Consider the following 16,462-nt stretch of genomic DNA (forward strand, 5'->3'; position numbering starts at 1 on the left):
ATTAGAACGATAAGTAATATCCACACATTAGGGAGCATGGATATCCAACATTGTGATTAATAGATGAGCTTTTTAGCGATATTTTGCTAATAAATTGAGCATGTCACTTGAAGAATAAATTTCGACATTTTGGAAGTTATTATCGAATAATCGGAACAACATGGTTTGTGCCACATCTTTTGATTGAATCGGGCGAAGGTTTTTGAATTTGCCAAACATCAATGGCAACAGCAGAGGAAAGACACTGTGTAGGAGTTTTTCATCGGCCCTTGGTTCATCTCTATCACCAACCAGTGGCCCCGGGCGCGCTATAAAAAGTTGTTTGAAACCGATACGTTTTAGGTTTTGCTCCATTTGCCCTTTGCAGCGAAGGTAATGTGAATAAGAATCTGGCGACGCGCCGTAACTTGACACCACTGCAACTCGTTGGACGCCGAGAAACTTCATGGATTGGGCTACTTGGCTGACAAGTTCAACATCGACTTTGCGTAGTGCTTCTTTTGAACCTGCCTTTTTATTGGTCGTACCTAAGCAGATAACCCCGAGATTAGGCGTTGCTTTGGTATCGTCCCAACTCGTGACTTGCAGATCACTGTGAATGAGTGTGTGAAGTTTGTCGGAGTTATACTGTGAATCTAATGCTCTTCGGGATAAGGCATAGATATGGTCAACCGCGGGTTCATCGATGAGCAAGCTCATTACATGACGGCCGATTAGCCCTGTAGCGCCAGCTACAACGACCGATGTTTTGTCTCCAGAAATGCTCATAGCTATCCTTAACCTGCTTGCAAGTGCTTGTTTAATATAAACAGTGTTTTAATTTTAAGCGAATAAAATTTAAAGATAGTTTTTGAAGGTTGCTTAATAAGTAAACCAGATTTTAAAAAATGTGGTGAGATAGAAAGCCAAAAGACTGCCGGGAGTTAAGGTGTGAGCTTTTATTAATCTCGAGCTTATTTATAGAGTGCTTATTAATAGAGATATTATGATTCATGCGAGCTGTTTGTATCAGAGATAAAAGTGACAAAGGTAAGCGATTGAGATTTGCGGTTAGTTGGCATGAATTTTATGTTTTGTGATTGTTTTGTTCAGAAAAGAAGCTGAACTGTTTAAATTAAGAACACTCTCTGCGTTTCTGTTACATAACCATAGATACCGGGTTGCTTAACACGTAAACTGAGTCGTAATTCACATAGACCAAGGACGTGCTATGAACCTCAAGCTTGATACTCTTGCTCCTACTCAGATCTACCATCTAATGACACAGACTGTCGTGCCTCGACCTATTGCATGGGCATTGACGGAATCTTCTGAGCAAGAGTACAACCTAGCGCCTTTCTCTTATTTCACGCCTGTTTCTAGCAATCCGCCGCTACTGATGTTATCAGTTGGGAAAAAGCCATCGGGCGAAATCAAAGATACCACTCGTAATGCCCTTGAAACCGGTAAGTTGGTCATTCATATCGCGTCAGCCAGTTCTGCCGAGGTGATGACAGCGACAGCAGCCACGCTCGATCATGGTGAGTCTGAAGTAACCGCGAATAATATCGAGTTGGTTGAGTTTGAAGGCTTTTCTTTACCTAGAGTGAAGGAGTGTGCTGTGGCTTTTGGCTGCACATTGTATGAAGTTAAAGAAGTCGGTGAAGTACCGCAAAGCCTTATCTTTGCTCAAGTTGAACAGGTGTATATTTCTGAAGGTGTGATCGATAAAGAGAGCGAACGCTTGAAGGTTGATGCACTAGCACTTGATCCTTTATCTCGACTGGGCGGAGGCGAATACGCCACGCTGTCCAATGTGTTCTCTGTTGCTCGTCCTAAGTAAGCGTTAACTATTTAGCTCCAGCGGATAAGATCGTTAAACCCCGTTCCTCAATCTAAGTGCCACTAATTTTATGCTAGATACAAAATACTCGCAGTACATCCAACATCGCATTGACCAAAAAACTAAGCCGTTAGGCGCTCTTGGTTTACTGGAAAAGGTTGCTCATCAACTGGCTCTGATTCAAAGCCAAGGTAAAGAGTCTGCGGTTGAACACATCGAATTGAATAAGCCGAGCATCATCATTTTTGCAGGCGATCATGGTATTGCTGATGAAGGCGTGAGTATTGCCCCGAGTGCAGTTACACAACAGATGGTATTGAACTTCTTAAGCGGCGGCGCGGCGATTAACTGTTTTTGTGCGGTGAACAACATCGATATTACGGTAGTCGACACGGGAATATTGTTACCAATCGAATCTGATAACCCAATGCTGATTTCCCAGCGTTTGGGTACACGAACCAATAACTTTGTCAATGAAGCCGCAATGAGTTTAGAAACGGTTGAACGTGGGATTGAACTGGGCGCAGAGCTTGTATCTAAAACCATTTCGAATGGCACAAACATCATCATGTTTGGTGAAATGGGTATCGGCAATACCAGCAGTGCATCAGCGATTTTAAGTGCGCTATCAAACCGAACTGCGGCAGAGTGTGTTGGCCTAGGCACTGGTATCAACAATGAACAGTTAGCACGAAAAGTCGCGGTGGTTGAGCAGGGCGTAGCTCGCTGCAAAGGGCTCGATCCTAAATCAATTTTAGCTCAAGTCGGTGGTTACGAAATCGTGCAAATGGTCGGTGGTTTCCTTGGTGCTTACCACAACAGAACACCAGTATTGGTCGATGGTTTTATCGTGTCAGTCGCTGCGTATGTCGCGACCTTAATTGAGCCAAATTGCCGTGAATACATGATCTTTGCCCACCGCTCTGAAGAGTCCGGGCACAAAATCCTATTAGAGTTACTAGACGCTGAACCGCTGCTCGATCTTGGATTGAGATTGGGCGAGGGCACGGGTGCAGCTCTAGCTATGCCAATTATTCGTGCGGCAGCCGAGTTCTATAACAACATGGCGAGCTTCGAAAGTGCTGGAGTTACGGTTTAATGAGTGATTCTCCGAGAAGATCTTGGAAAGATCGCGCTGTTTATCAATGGCAACTGTTTTCCTTGGCAATGGGCTTCTTTTCTCGTTTACCTATGCCGAAGAATACGCCCTATTCAGAAGAGCGTATGAACCGTTCCGGGCGTTACTTTTCAACGGTTGGTTTGTTACTCGGTGTTCTGTGTGGCGGTGTGTTTTTGCTACTCGATGCCATACTGCCGAGTGCAGTGGCCATCTTCTTGATGATGAGTTTTAGCTTGATGCTCACCGGTGCGTTCCATGAAGATGGTTTAACCGATATGGCGGATGGCATTGGTGGCGGCATGACGTTGGAACGCCGATTGACCATTATGAAAGACAGTCGCATTGGTACATACGGCGCATCTGCTCTCGTCATGGCTCTGTTTGGAAAATGGGTGCTATTGAATGAGCTTGTTAGCATGACCGGGCTGTTTATGGTGATCGTCACGAGCTACACCTTTAGCCGCGCGATTGCCGCATCACTGATTTATGACATGCCTTATGTGAGCGATCTAGATACCAGTAAAAGTAAGCCACTGGCCAACAAACAAACCAAGGGCGAACTTGTTTTCCTTATTTTGGTTGGCCTGTTGCCAAGCTTGTGGTTTGGGTTGGCGTTTACGTTTGTTTTAGCTGTGATTGCTTGTCTGTTTAGAGTGAGCTTCAAAAAGTGGCTAATGGCACGAATTGGCGGCTTTACTGGTGACTGTTTGGGTGCGGCTCAACAATTGATGGAGTTGATGATTTACGTTGTATTTACCGCTGCTTTTTATAACGGATTTCTATGATGACTCGAAGCTTTAAGGACGAACTATGACAACGAATAATCAAGATCATCAGCTTAATCACCATCTTGTTTTAGGTGGCGCTCGTTCTGGTAAATCGAGTTATGCAGAGCAACAAGCGTTAAGTGCCCTGACTGGATGTTCAAATGGGCGTTTGCATTACATAGCAACTGCCACCTATCTAGACGATGAAATGCGAGAACGCATCGCTCATCATAAAGATCGCCGTAGTGAACAGTGGATTGAGCATGAAGTACCTGTCGAATTAGCCACGAAACTGCTGTCATTTAATCAAGGTGATGTGGTGCTGATTGATTGCTTAACACTATGGCTTAATAACATCATCTTTGAATTGGGCGATGACGCAACCAATCAACAGGTTGAAGTAATGGTCGAAGACTTGGTGCAAGTCGTAGGGCAAAGTCCGGCGCAAATTATCATCGTGTCTAACGAAGTTGGGCTTGGTGTGGTTCCGCTAGGAAAAGTATCGCGCTTGTTTGTTGATAATGCGGGGCGAATGAACCAAGCATTAGCTCGCGTGGTTGAACGAGTCACATTGGTCGCCGCAGGGTTGCCATTGATCTTGAAATCGTCGAATTGTTAGACTCATTCCTAAGTTTAGGTACACACATGGAAAATGGAACAACCAAAAATATCTACTTGCTGAGGCATGGAAAGGTAGAAGGTAAAACGGCTCTGAACGGTGTATCTGACGTATTGGTTAACCCAAACCTTCAACAGCAGATTTGTGAAGCCTTGGTGCGACACGGTGTCTCTTTTGATGGTGTGGTTACCTCGCCATTAAGACGATGCAGTGATCTAGCAAACCTGTATGCACAGCGCATGTCTGTGCCTCTGTCGACGGCATCAGGCTTTCAAGAAATGAATTTCGGGGAGGTTGATGGTGTCGCATTTGATGAGATTAAAGATAAATGGTTGATGCTAGAAACGTTTTGGCAAGACCCTGCAAACCATCAACTGACTGGTGCCGAAAGTTTACAGAGCTTCCACGACAGAGTAACTCAAGCTTGGGCGCAACTTTTTAGCGATCCAAGTGATAATTTATTATTGGTTACTCATGGTGGTGTGATTCGAGTTCTGCTAGCGCACTGCCTTGATATTGATTGGAAAAATCCAAGTTTGTACTCGAAATTATCGATTGAGAATGCCTCAATTACCCATATTCAAGTCACTCAGTTTGCACAAAGCTTTATCAGCGTTAAAGCGATAGGGCTGCCTGTTCTGTAAGCAATCAAAAATACACAGTGATATCAATTTTTTAATATATTAAATGGTTTTAGCCGTTACCCACGTGAAAGGAATTTAGTCATGACCACACCAAGTTGGGATCTCAGTATTGCTTATCGCGATCTAGATGATGCAAAAATCGAACAGGATATTGAACTCATTCAGCAGTGTATTGAGCTGTTGTACCAGCATGTTGAAATACGCCATGTCATTCTAGCAATGCAAAACGCCATTCAGACTTCAGAAGCGGCTGGCACGTTACTGAGCACCATCAATACTTTCGCCAACTGCCACGCATCGGTAGATGCAACACACACAGAAGCCAAAGCATTGCTTGGCCGTGTCGCGAAGTTGAACTCTGAAATGTCTCAAGCGTTTAGCCCGTATGAAGACACATTGATTCACGCTGAACCAGAATTTATTGATGCTGTTCTAGAGCATGAAAGTGTGGATGTCGCAGGCCAACGTTTTGCGATTGAAAGTTCACGAAAATTATCGAGCAGCAGACTTAGTGTGGCTGAAGAGCAGCTATTAGCAGCAATGAAGGTTGATGGTCGTGACGCGTGGGGTCGTTTATACGACAACCTAACGGGCTCTTTGAAGTTGTCTTTAAAGATTCAAGGTGAAGAAGAAGCTCTCGGTTTCTCCCAAGCGGTTAGTTTACTGTATGGCAGTGAATTCGAGAAACAAGAACCGGCATGGCGAGCGGTTCAAAGCGCAATGAAGACGCACGAAGAATCTTTTGCTTCGATTCTAAATGCATTGGCGGGGTGGCGACTGACAGAAAACAAAAAGCGCTCGAAAATTAGTGATGTGCATTTTCTTGATCCAAGCCTACATGGCAGCCGCATCGTGCCAGAAACACTAGACACCATGATGTCGGTGGCAAAAGCTAATCGTAACATTGGACAGAAAGCCGGTCTGTTAATGGCACGAGTTCACGGATTAGATGAAATGAAACCTTGGAACCATTTAGCGGCAATGCCACCGCTCGGTGACAGCGAGTCTAAGCTTTATTCTTTTGATGAGGCGATCGAAGTAATCAAAACTGCTTTTGATGAAGTCAATCCAGAGATGGCTGAGTTTGTGGGTTTGATGGTTGAGAATGGTTGGATTGATGCTGCACCTGCTGCCAACAAGCGCTTAGGGGCTTACTGCACTAAATTTGCTGCTACACGTACGCCGCTCGTATTCATGACTTGGGGTGGTAGCCGCTCAAACCTAATGACTTTAGCGCATGAACTCGGCCATGCTTTTCACAATTGGGTAATGCGTGACATGCCTTTGTGTAAGACTCGCTACCCAATGACGCTGGCAGAAACCGCTTCTATCTTTGCTGAGAATATCGTTCGTGACCACTTGTTACAACAAGCACAAACACGCAATGAGAAGCTCGAAATGCTGTGGGAAGAGCTTTCTTCTTCACTCGCTTTGATGGTGAACATTCCAGTACGTTTCGAGTTTGAAAAAGCGTTTTACGAGCAACGTGAGAAAGGCGAACTGACAGCTAAACAATTGTGCGACTTGATGGAAACCACTTGGAAAGAGTGGTACGGCGATGCAATGACAGAAGCTGATCCTTACTTCTGGGCGAGCAAATTGCACTTCAGCATTTCTCAAGTGAGCTTCTATAACTATCCATATCTGTTCGGTTACCTGTTCAGCAAAGGTGTTTACGCGCAGCGAGATGCAAAAGGTGAACAGTTCTACGAAGATTATGTCTCTTTACTTCGTGATACTGGCAGCATGATGGCGGAAGAAGTGGTTCAAAAACATTTGGGAATGGACCTGACTCAGGCCGATTTCTGGCAACAAAGCATCGACATGGTCAAAGTTCAAATTGATGAATTTGAAAGATTGCTCAATCAGGAAGATTAATTGATCTCAATCTGTTCATAGCAGGTAAGAGCTGTGTTAGCTTACGTGGCTCTTATCTTGCTGAGATAGCTAAAAGTGACTCTAAATAGAGAAAGTTATTTGGAACAGATGTCGGTGAGTAAAGATCATCAGGTAATATAAAAATATATGGGTAGTATTTGTGAGTGAAAACGGAGTCTCTGTTGATAAGTGCGATCCTAGCAACACAATTTCTATGTACAATTTATTAACATACGGCCGTGCAATTAAGGAGTAGCGCATGACGAAGACCCTCTTTCGCCAATCATTTCTTTTTGACAGCCTAGATCTTGAGCAAGAAGTGTTTGCAGGACAGACCGTACTGAGTAACGGTGTTCAAATTAAGCTTCATCAACGCGGTGTCTTGGAAGTGATTCCCGCGGATTTTAATTCTGAAACCAAGAACATCATTTTTTCAACCGGTGTTCATGGTGACGAAACTTCACCAATGGAGCTGATCGATAAGCTCATTGAGGATATTGAAACAGGCTTCCAAGTAGTGGCAGCAAGATGTTTGTTCATCATTGCTCACCCAGAAGCAACCAACGCACATACTCGTTTTCTTGATGTGAACATGAATCGTCTGTTTGATGAAAAACAGCACGAGAGTAATCGAGAAGTGGATATCGCGAAGAACTTGAAGTTCTTAGTGACTGAGTTTTACAAGAATACGGAACCTGCCACTCGCTGGCACTTAGATCTGCACTGTGCAATCCGTCTATCTAAGCATTACTCATTCGCAGTGAGCCCTAAGGTTCGCCACGAAGTCCGCAGCAAAGCGCTGTTTGATTTCATTAACAGTGCTCACGTTGAAGCGGTGTTGTTGTCGAATGCACCAACCAGCACGTTCAGTTGGTACAGCGCTGAAAACTTCGAAGCGCAAGCTCTGACAATGGAGCTAGGGCAGGTCGCGAGAATTGGTGAGAACCAACTTGATAAACTAACGGCTTTTGACTTGGCGATGCGTAACTTGATTGCTGAAGTTGAGCCAGAGCATTTACCCAAGCGAACGATTACTTATCGTGTGAGCCGAACCATTGTTCGTTTGCATGATGATTTCGATTTCATGTTCTCAGATTCTGTAGAGAACTTTACCGCGTTCAAGCACGGTGAAGTCTTCGGCCATGATGGTGATAAACCGTTAATGGCGAAGAATGAAAACGAAGCCGTGGTGTTCCCTAACCGTAATGTTGCTATTGGTCAACGAGCGGCCCTAATGGTGTGTGAAGTTGAAACACGATTCGACCACGGTCAGCTTGTGTACGATTAATATCGACTCGGGTTTAAACGACGAAAACAACCGCTCAACTGGTTGAAATATCAAGGTTCACATTACGGTGTGAGCCTTGAGTTTATTTGGGGATACAGGTAAGGTTACGCGAACATTTTCAAAGTAGCTTGATATGGATTTCCAACAACTTCTTCACCAAAAACAGCGCAAATGGACTAGAGCCATTTATCTGATGGCAGCACTGCTTGTCGCGCTGAGTGCCATTTACTTAATGGTTGGCGATCTCTTCATTTCCCCTCTGGGCACCTTGTCCACGTTAGAACAAAAACTACTGATTGATTTACGCTTACCTCGATTATTGGCCGCTATTGCTATCGGGGCAGGGTTAGCGGTATCTGGCGCAAGCTTACAAGTGTTATTAGGCAACGTATTGGCAGAACCAGGTGTGCTCGGCATTTCTGGCGGTGCAAGCCTAGCCATGGTGATAGTGCTGTTCTTCTTACCGTTTGCTCCGACTCCAGAACTCTTCATGATTGCCGCCGTTTTAGGCTCGCTCTGTTTCACCGTCATTCTGGTGAGCATGGTTAAAGTGATGCGGCTCACCACGGCCAAGCTGCTGTTGGTGGGGGTCGCATTAGGCATTCTTTCTGGTGCGATGGTGACATGGGCGTTCTATTTTAGTGACGACCTCAGCCTTCGCTTATTGATGTACTGGCTAATGGGTAGCTTAGGTGGCGTGACTTGGTACCAGCATTCGCTGACGTTAATGATGATTCCCGTGATCATTTGGTTGTGTCTACAAGGCAGCAAGTTAGACAAGCTTATGATCGGCGAGATTCATGCCGCGCAACTGGGCGTGAATGTGCCTAAGTTGCGTTGGCGTTTGATCTTCGCTGTGTCTATTTTAGTCGGCTGCGCAGTGGCATTAGGCGGCGTAATCAGCTTTGTCGGCTTGGTTGTGCCACACTTACTTCGTTTAGCGATTGGTACGGATAACAAATACCTGCTTCCTTTATCTGCTGTTGCAGGTGCTGCATTGTTGGTGTTTGCTGATATTTGCGCGCGTACCTTATTGGATTCTGCAGAACTACCTTTGGGTGTGATGACCACCAGTATCGGTGCGCCTATCTTCATTTGGATGTTAATTAAAAATCATGATTCAAATTAAGAGCCTGAGCGTCGGCGCTCGTTTATTACCGCTCTCATTTGAGCTCAAACAAGGGCAGGTGACTCACGTTATCGGCCCCAATGGCAGCGGAAAAAGTACCTTACTTGAGGCTATCTCGGGCATTGGTGATGGACACAAAGGTGATATCAAGCTCGATGAGCAAGACTTATCAGAGTTGTCGCTGCAAGACTTATCACTGCATCGTGCCTACTTGTGCCAAAGCGCAAGACCCGCCTTCAACTTAGAAGTGTTCCAATACCTTGCGTTGTCTCTGCCAAGCTCTTCACAAGGTCTTGATATCGAAATCAACGCTGCTTTGGAAGAAATCAGTCAGATGCTCGACATTGCAGACAAGCTTCATCGCTCTATTCAAGCTTTGTCTGGCGGCGAATGGCAACGCGTTCGCTTAGCGGGCATGTGTTTGCAAACCTGGCCGACACTTAACCCGTACGCGAAGTTGTTGATTCTCGATGAGCCGGCAGCGCCATTGGATATTGCTCAAGAAGCCTTACTCTACAAACTCATTGAACGAGTTGCCCAAAAGGGCATTGCGGTGATCATGGCAAACCACGACCTGAACCGGACCTTGAGACATGCTGACCAAGTGCTATTGCTCGACAAGGGCGTTTTACAAGCTTCTGGTTCTGCGGCACAAGTGCTGGCTCCAGAGCAACTTGAGTCTGTGTTCAACACGCAAGTTACAAGCATCTCCGTCAAAAACCAAAGTTATCTTTTGTTTGGTTAGAAAGATTATTTGGTATCGGTAAAAATCGATAATTCGAAGCAACATCATTTATCGACAACACATTTACTTGAGTTGTGTGATTCCGATTCCTATTAATATAACCCCCGCTGTTATAGACGGTGTTGATGTATATATTTTTTGTTGTTCTTCAAGTCAAAACTATAAATCTTCTAACAGTATTGGTGGTTGGTTAGCCAATGTTAGTGCTGTGTGTAGAGTTAAACTAATAGAGGGTGGGAAAGTGACAGCAATAAATAACAATATTCTAAAAATAGCAGTGGGTGTGGCTATGCTATCGAGTGTGCCATCAGTGGCAAATGCTCATGGTTGGTCTGAATTTCCAAGTGCGCGTCAGAACACGTGTTATGAGCAAGGTGGTATTTGGTCGGGTACACCCCCAAATGCGGCATGTGCTCAAGCGAAAGATATTTCTGGCTCATACCCGTTCGTTCAACGTAATGAATACGCAAAAAACATTCAAGATTTCAACAACATCAATGCTGTAAAAGCGGCGATTCCTGACGGCACTTTATGTTATGCCAATGATTCGCAAAAACGCGGCATGGGTGCGCCTCACACTGGTTGGACTCGCACCGAGCTAAGTACAGGTACATTTGAATATGTATTCAACGCGACGGCACCGCACAACCCTTCATTCTGGGAGTTCTACCTAACGAAACCAAATGCAGACCTTAGCAAAGGCCTAGCGTGGGGAGACTTAGAGCTTATCCAAGAAGTGGGCAATGTTCCTGTTAGCGGTGGCAAATACCGTATCAACGTGACGATTCCTTCTGACCGTTCTGGCGATGCAATCTTATACGTACGTTGGCAACGTGACGATGCCGCGGGTGAAGGCTTCTACAACTGCTCAGACATCACTATCGCGGGTGATACAACCCCTCCACCAGAGCCAGGACCTGAGCCTGATCTAGTGCGTGGTGACCTATTTGTTTCAGAGCAATTTGGTACTCCACAAGTCGGTGACACCGTTAACTACGACATCATCAACAAGTACGGTGAAGTAGCGCGTAGTTTTGATATTGCTATCGACGCTTCAAACGTTAATGACTGGGCTCGTTTGCTGGCTTCTGAAATCAACGGTTGGCATGAAGAGTTTAAAGATGGCGCGGTGTTCATTGGTGATTGGCATGATGAAATGCAGCATTACATGTACTTCCAAAACGATCCTACACGCAACTTCTTTAACTCAAAGGATGGCCGTGCTTCAGGTCAGCTAACATTGATTGAAGGTGGCGACGGTGGTGTTGAGCCGTTGAAAGGCGATATCTATGAGCTAGTGAAGAGTGACAACGTAGTGAATGCTGGCGACAAAGTTGTGATTGCAACAAGCGAAGCGGCGACATTAACTCAAACTCAAGGTTCTGCAGTTAGCATTCAAAACAACGGTACAGCTTCAATTGTGGTTGACACGACTGCGATTACAGCGAACGAAACTTTGTCGTTTATGGCTAGCTCAATTGAAAGCGACAGTGTTGAAACCTTTACGTTCGAAGTGATTGCTGATGACATTGGCGTAACACCTGATCCAGATCCAACTCCTGACCCAGACCTAGGCACGTGGGACTCGTCCAAGGTTTACCTTGGTGGTGAAGTCGTGACTTACTCGAACCAGTCATGGAAAGCACAATGGTGGGTTCAAGGTGGTAAAAACCCTCAAGCGACCTACGAGAATGACAAATGGGGCGTTTGGCGTCCAGCTAACTAGTCAGCTAGTTAACCCAAACTAAAGTAACTAAGTAGCTAAGTTATTAAGGCACCACACTTGATTGACGAGTGTGGTGCCTTTTCTTACGGGAGAGATAAACAAGTCGACCGTGAAGGAAATTGGGTTTAGGGTAGGGCTTTGGTTTGCCTCGAATACCTGCGTAACTCGAATATCCATGATTAGGTAATGTTTAGGCGCATTAGATAGAAAAGAATTTATTGATGAAAAAATCACAGATACTCGCCAATACAATCAAGAATCAGATAGAGCAAAACATTTGGCTGAGTGGCGAGAAGATTCCATCAATTAGAGATGCGTGTAAGCGGTACAAACTCAGCATCGAGACGGTATTGCAAGCATATCAACAGCTCGAAGACCAAGGCTATGTGCGCTCAAAGCCTAAGTCAGGCTATTTCGTGTTACCTCGTAGAAATGTATTCACTTCCGAAAACGCGCAACACAAAGCCATCAAACCGTATCCCGTTAAAATCAGTGATCTGCTTTACGATGTGCTTCAACGAGCGAAAGATCCTAGCATCATTCCACTTAGCTCGGCATTTCCAGACCCTGCCTTGTTTCCTCATCAAGCATTGTCACGCAGCTTAGCCAACGCTAGCCGTCAAATGCCGGATAACAGCATGCTCACCAATTTACCTCCGGGCAGTGAAACACTTCGCAGACAAATTGCTCAGCGTTACCAAATGCATGGTTTAAATGTACTACCGGATGACATCGTGATTACCTCTGGTGCGATGGAAGCGCTTAATCTCTGTTTGCAATCTTGCACAGAACCGGGTGACTTGGTCGCTATCGAGTATCCCGCGTTTTATGGTGTGTTGCAGACCATTGAGAGGTTAAACCTAACGGCAGTTGAGATACCAACAGACCCTGAAACCGGAATCGATCTTGATGTGTTGGAGTCAGTGTTTGCATCAATGGACATTAAAGCGTGTTGGTTCATGACGGAATCACAAAACCCAGTCGGTTATTCGATGAGTGACAGTAACAAGCAACGACTGGCCGAGTTGGTGAATCAACATAAGATTCCGATGATTGAAGACGATGTGTATCGTGAACTTCACGTCGGTAATCAAACATCATTGCCCGCCAAAGCCTATGATACTGGTGAACAGATCATGCTTTGTAGTTCGTTTTCTAAGTCATTGTCGCCGGGCTTTCGAATTGGTTGGGTCGTGGCAGGTAAGCAAGCGCTGAAGATTCAACGATTGCAGCACTTATCAACGCTCTCAAGTAGCATACCTATTCAGCTTGGTTTGTCTCATTACCTCACGTTTTACAGCTATGACAACCATCTTAAAAAGCTTCGCAAATTGCTGAACGAAAGGAAGAAGGCGCATATAGCACTACTCGAATCCAGTTTGCCTAAGAGTGTTTTGATTCATAAAAGCCAAGGTGGTTACTTCCTTTGGATAGAATTGCCTCACTCTGTTTGTGTTGAGAAGCTGTATGAGCAAGCTCTTGAGCATAATATATCTGTTGCGCCGGGCATCATCTTCAGCAGTGACAAGCAGTTTTCCCATCATATTCGCTTGAACTGTTCATACGCTTGCGACGACAAAATTGCCGACGCCATTCAAACGCTAGGCAACCTAATCAGAACCATGGAGTCTCAAGTTTTAACCGTTAGTTGAGTTACCGACAGTTTTCACCTCTATGCTAGTCTCTTGTTGATTGGATAGATGATCTGTTCTGTTTTTTAATGACTTATCTGTTCTAGTTTGGTTCGTTCGAACTGTGCTGAAATACGCTCCAATTCTTAATATGAAAGCCATCATTATGATGTTTGGAGCTTAAATGTTTGATGTAGTTGAATTGTCGCGTTTACAGTTTGCGCTAACCGCTATGTTCCACTTTCTCTTCGTCCCATTAACTATCGGTATGTCTTGCTTACTGGCGATCATGGAGTCGATCTATGTGCTTACCGGTAAGCAAATCTATCAGGATATGACGCGCTTTTGGGGCAAACTGTTTGGTATTAACTTCGCCTTGGGTGTCACGACTGGCTTAACCATGGAGTTCCAGTTCGGCACCAACTGGTCCTACTATTCTCACTATGTTGGTGACATCTTTGGTGCGCCTCTCGCCATTGAAGCCCTTGTCGCATTCTTTCTCGAATCCACCTTTGTTGGGCTTTTCTTCTTCGGTTGGGAAAGGCTATCCAAACGCCAACACCTTGTTGTGACTTGGCTGGTGGCGCTAGGTTCAAGCTTCTCCGCACTTTGGATTCTGGTTGCTAACGGTTGGATGCAAAACCCGATTGGCTCTGAGTTCAATTATCAAACCATGCGTATGGAAATGACTAGCTTTGCTGAAGTAGTGCTTAACCCTGTGGCTCAGGTTAAGTTCTTACACACGGTCGCTTCTGCTTATACCTGTGGTGCGATGTTTATCCTAGGCGTGAGTTCTTACTACTTGTTGAAAGGTCGAGACATAGCGTTTGCAAAGCGTTCTTTTGCTGTGGCCGCGTCTTTCGGCATCGCTGCCATTATCTCGGTTATTGTATTGGGCGATGAGTCTGGTTATGAACTGGGTGACGTTCAAAAAGTGAAACTCGCGGCGATTGAAGCCGAGTGGCACACCGAACCTGCGCCAGCGGCTTTCACCTTGTTCGGCTTACCAAACCAAGAGGAAGGAAAAACTGACTTTGCTGTGAAAATTCCATATGTGATGGGGATTATTGCAACGCGATCTTTGGATGAGCAAGTGACAGGCCTTCATGACTTGCGAGAGCAACATTTAGTGCGTATTCGAAACGGCATTATCGCTTACGAATTGTTAGAGCGTTTGCGAGCGGGCGACACCTCTAATGAGACAGAGCAAGCTTTCGATCAAACCAAACACGACCTCGGCTACGGCTTATTGCTCAAGCGATACACAGATACGGTAACTGATGCTACTGAACAGCAAATCCAACAAGCTGCCGACGATTCAATTCCAACGGTGTGGCCACTGTTCTGGTCATTTCGAATCATGGTGGGTTGTGGCTTCATTATGTTGTTTGTTTTTGGCGCGGCTTTCTTACAAACCTATCGTAAGAACATTACTCGAAAGCCTTGGTTATTGAAGGCGGCACTTTGGTCAATCCCATTACCTTGGATAGCAATCGAAGCGGGTTGGTTTGTTGCGGAATACGGTCGTCAACCCTGGGCTGTCGGTGAAATCCTTCCGGTAACTGTAGCGGCCTCTTCGCAAACCATTGAAAACCTACTTACGTCCCTCGTGCTCATTCTTAGCCTCTATACCGTGTTCATTATCGTAGAAAGCTATTTGATGATTGCCGTGGCTAAAAAAGGCCCGAGCAGTTTGAAAACAGGGCGCTATCACTATGAACAAACAACAACATCACTTGAAGCCAAATTGGCACAACAAGTTCAACAATAAGGTGACTGACTCATGTTCGAATATGACACATTACGTTTAATTTGGTGGGTGCTAATCGGTGTATTGCTGATTGGTTTTATGATCACCGATGGCTTCGATATGGGAGTCGGAGCGTTGTTACCGTTTATCGGTAAAACCAACTCTGAAAGGCGTGTGATGATTAACTCCATCGCACCCCATTGGGACGGCAACCAAGTGTGGTTAATTACCGCAGGTGGCGCTTTGTTTGCGGCTTGGCCGCTAGTGTATGCGACATCGTTTTCAAGCTTATATGTGGCGATGTATTTGGCGCTTATCTCGTTGTGGCTGCGTCCTTTGGCTCTTGAATACCGAGCCAAGATAGACAACGACCAATGGCGAAAAGTATGTGATATGGCGATTTCGTTTTCAGGCTTCTTTCCGCCGATTTTATTTGGTGTCGCGTTTGGCAACTTGATGCAGGGGCTTCCTTTCTCGCTCAATAGCTTGCTTATGGTTGAGTACCACGGATCGTTTGTTGATTTGCTTAATCCGTTTGCCCTGTTGTGTGGCTTCGTTGGGTTATTGATGGCGTTGTTACAAGGCAGTACTTGGCTGATGATGAAAACCACTGATGTGCTATATCGAAAGGCAAGATTGGTGGCACAGGGAAGTGCAGTGCTTGTGGCCAGTCTTATGGTTATTGGCGGTTTAGCGATAAGCCAAATTGATGGTTATCTGATTGTTAGTGAGTTGAACCATAGCGCGGTTTCAAACCCGTTGAATAAACAAGCGATAGCAGAAACTGGTGCTTGGTTAACCAACTTCGATACTTACCCTTGGATGTGGTTTGCGCCGATTGGCAGTGTGCTCATTCCGCTGTTGGCGCTGGTGAGTGCGAGATTAAAGTGGGATGCGCTGGCTTTCATCAGCTCAAGTTTTACTAATGCGTGCATTGTTTTAACGGCTGGCTTTTCGATGTTCCCATTCATTATTCCATCGAGTATTAACCCAAGCCATAGCTTAACGTTGTGGGATTCAACATCGAGCGAACTAACCTTGAACATAATGACAGGCGTAGCATTTGTGATGGTGCCCATCATTTTGTGTTACACCGCTTTTAGCTACCGCACCATGTTTGGGCGACTCGATAGCGAGTATGTCGAACGTAATGGCCATTCACTGTATTAAGGAGTTTTTCATGTGGTATTTTGTTTGGATATTAGGTCTATTCTTGGCTGCTTCCTTCGCTGTTTTGAACGTTATGAGTTTAGAGAAAAGTGATTCGGAAACAGAGTCCTAGTCGCTTGCACAATAATAAAAAGAAGACCAGAAATATGCGTTTCTGGTTTTTGTTCCTCAAA

The 16,462-nt window shown here is 45.2% G+C and carries 15 protein-coding genes; 14 read left to right on the plus strand and 1 reads right to left on the minus strand.

Translation table 11 applies throughout. The features are described 5' to 3' along the window. Positions 1–72: 72 nt before the first annotated feature. Positions 73–768 carry an NAD-dependent epimerase/dehydratase family protein gene (locus OCT63_RS07680; RefSeq protein WP_269983500.1) on the minus strand — a complete coding sequence of 232 codons (696 nt, stop codon included), beginning with the start codon at positions 766–768 and terminating at the stop codon, positions 73–75. A gap of 442 nt (positions 769–1,210) precedes the next feature. Between OCT63_RS07680 and OCT63_RS07685 the strand changes: the two genes are divergently transcribed. The 14 genes from OCT63_RS07685 (at position 1,211) to cydX (ending at position 16,401) form a co-directional block, all read left to right on the plus strand. After that, the gene (locus OCT63_RS07685; RefSeq protein ID WP_269983501.1) at positions 1,211–1,822 is read left to right on the plus strand and encodes a flavin reductase family protein; all 612 of its coding nucleotides are present in this window, start codon (positions 1,211–1,213) and stop codon (positions 1,820–1,822) included. Positions 1,823–1,892: 70 nt separating this feature from the next. Further along, positions 1,893–2,921 (plus strand): nicotinate-nucleotide--dimethylbenzimidazole phosphoribosyltransferase, encoded by a 1,029-nt coding sequence (cobT, locus tag OCT63_RS07690; protein WP_269983502.1) that lies wholly within the window; start codon positions 1,893–1,895, stop codon positions 2,919–2,921. Beyond that, positions 2,921–3,727, plus strand: a complete 807-nt coding sequence (locus OCT63_RS07695; protein WP_269983503.1) for an adenosylcobinamide-GDP ribazoletransferase — start codon at positions 2,921–2,923, stop codon at positions 3,725–3,727. Before cobT ends, OCT63_RS07695 begins: the two co-directional genes overlap by 1 nt. A 25-nt stretch (positions 3,728–3,752) precedes the next feature. Continuing rightward, positions 3,753–4,328 carry a bifunctional adenosylcobinamide kinase/adenosylcobinamide-phosphate guanylyltransferase gene (gene cobU / locus OCT63_RS07700; protein ID WP_161672585.1) on the plus strand — a complete coding sequence of 192 codons (576 nt, stop codon included), beginning with the start codon at positions 3,753–3,755 and terminating at the stop codon, positions 4,326–4,328. 26 nt (positions 4,329–4,354) lie between these two features. Beyond that, positions 4,355–4,972 (plus strand): histidine phosphatase family protein, encoded by a 618-nt coding sequence (locus tag OCT63_RS07705; protein ID WP_161749247.1) that lies wholly within the window; start codon positions 4,355–4,357, stop codon positions 4,970–4,972. An 81-nt stretch (positions 4,973–5,053) separates the two neighbouring features. Then, positions 5,054–6,850, plus strand: coding sequence for a M3 family oligoendopeptidase (locus OCT63_RS07710; RefSeq protein WP_269983504.1), 1,797 nt, complete (start codon positions 5,054–5,056; stop codon positions 6,848–6,850). A gap of 259 nt (positions 6,851–7,109) precedes the next feature. Further along, positions 7,110–8,138, plus strand: a complete 1,029-nt coding sequence (locus OCT63_RS07715) for a succinylglutamate desuccinylase (RefSeq protein WP_060467817.1) — start codon at positions 7,110–7,112, stop codon at positions 8,136–8,138. Between the two features lie 133 nt (positions 8,139–8,271). Next, entirely contained in the window at positions 8,272–9,267 is a 996-nt protein-coding gene (btuC, locus tag OCT63_RS07720) for a vitamin B12 ABC transporter permease BtuC (protein WP_269983505.1), read from the plus strand. Continuing rightward, positions 9,254–10,012, plus strand: coding sequence for a vitamin B12 ABC transporter ATP-binding protein BtuD (gene btuD, locus OCT63_RS07725; protein WP_269983506.1), 759 nt, complete (start codon positions 9,254–9,256; stop codon positions 10,010–10,012). The genes btuC and btuD overlap by 14 nt, the downstream gene beginning before the upstream one ends. A 289-nt stretch (positions 10,013–10,301) precedes the next feature. Beyond that, a complete protein-coding gene (locus tag OCT63_RS07730; protein ID WP_269983525.1) occupies positions 10,302–11,738 on the plus strand; it encodes a lytic polysaccharide monooxygenase in 1,437 nt (478 codons plus the stop codon). Positions 11,739–11,959: 221 nt separating this feature from the next. Beyond that, on the plus strand, positions 11,960–13,390 hold the full coding sequence (locus OCT63_RS07735) for an aminotransferase-like domain-containing protein (protein ID WP_161749243.1): 1,431 nt from the start codon (positions 11,960–11,962) through the stop codon (positions 13,388–13,390). Between the two features lie 163 nt (positions 13,391–13,553). Next, a complete protein-coding gene (locus tag OCT63_RS07740) occupies positions 13,554–15,140 on the plus strand; it encodes a cytochrome ubiquinol oxidase subunit I (RefSeq protein WP_269983507.1) in 1,587 nt (528 codons plus the stop codon). A gap of 12 nt (positions 15,141–15,152) precedes the next feature. Next, on the plus strand, positions 15,153–16,289 hold the full coding sequence (gene cydB / locus OCT63_RS07745; RefSeq protein WP_269983508.1) for a cytochrome d ubiquinol oxidase subunit II: 1,137 nt from the start codon (positions 15,153–15,155) through the stop codon (positions 16,287–16,289). Between the two features lie 10 nt (positions 16,290–16,299). Further along, positions 16,300–16,401, plus strand: a complete 102-nt coding sequence (gene cydX / locus OCT63_RS07750; protein WP_017057417.1) for a cytochrome bd-I oxidase subunit CydX — start codon at positions 16,300–16,302, stop codon at positions 16,399–16,401. The last annotated feature ends 61 nt before the right edge of the window (positions 16,402–16,462 follow it).

This window comes from Vibrio sp. RW, assembly GCF_027587105.1.
Classification (GTDB): domain Bacteria; phylum Pseudomonadota; class Gammaproteobacteria; order Enterobacterales; family Vibrionaceae; genus Vibrio; species Vibrio toranzoniae.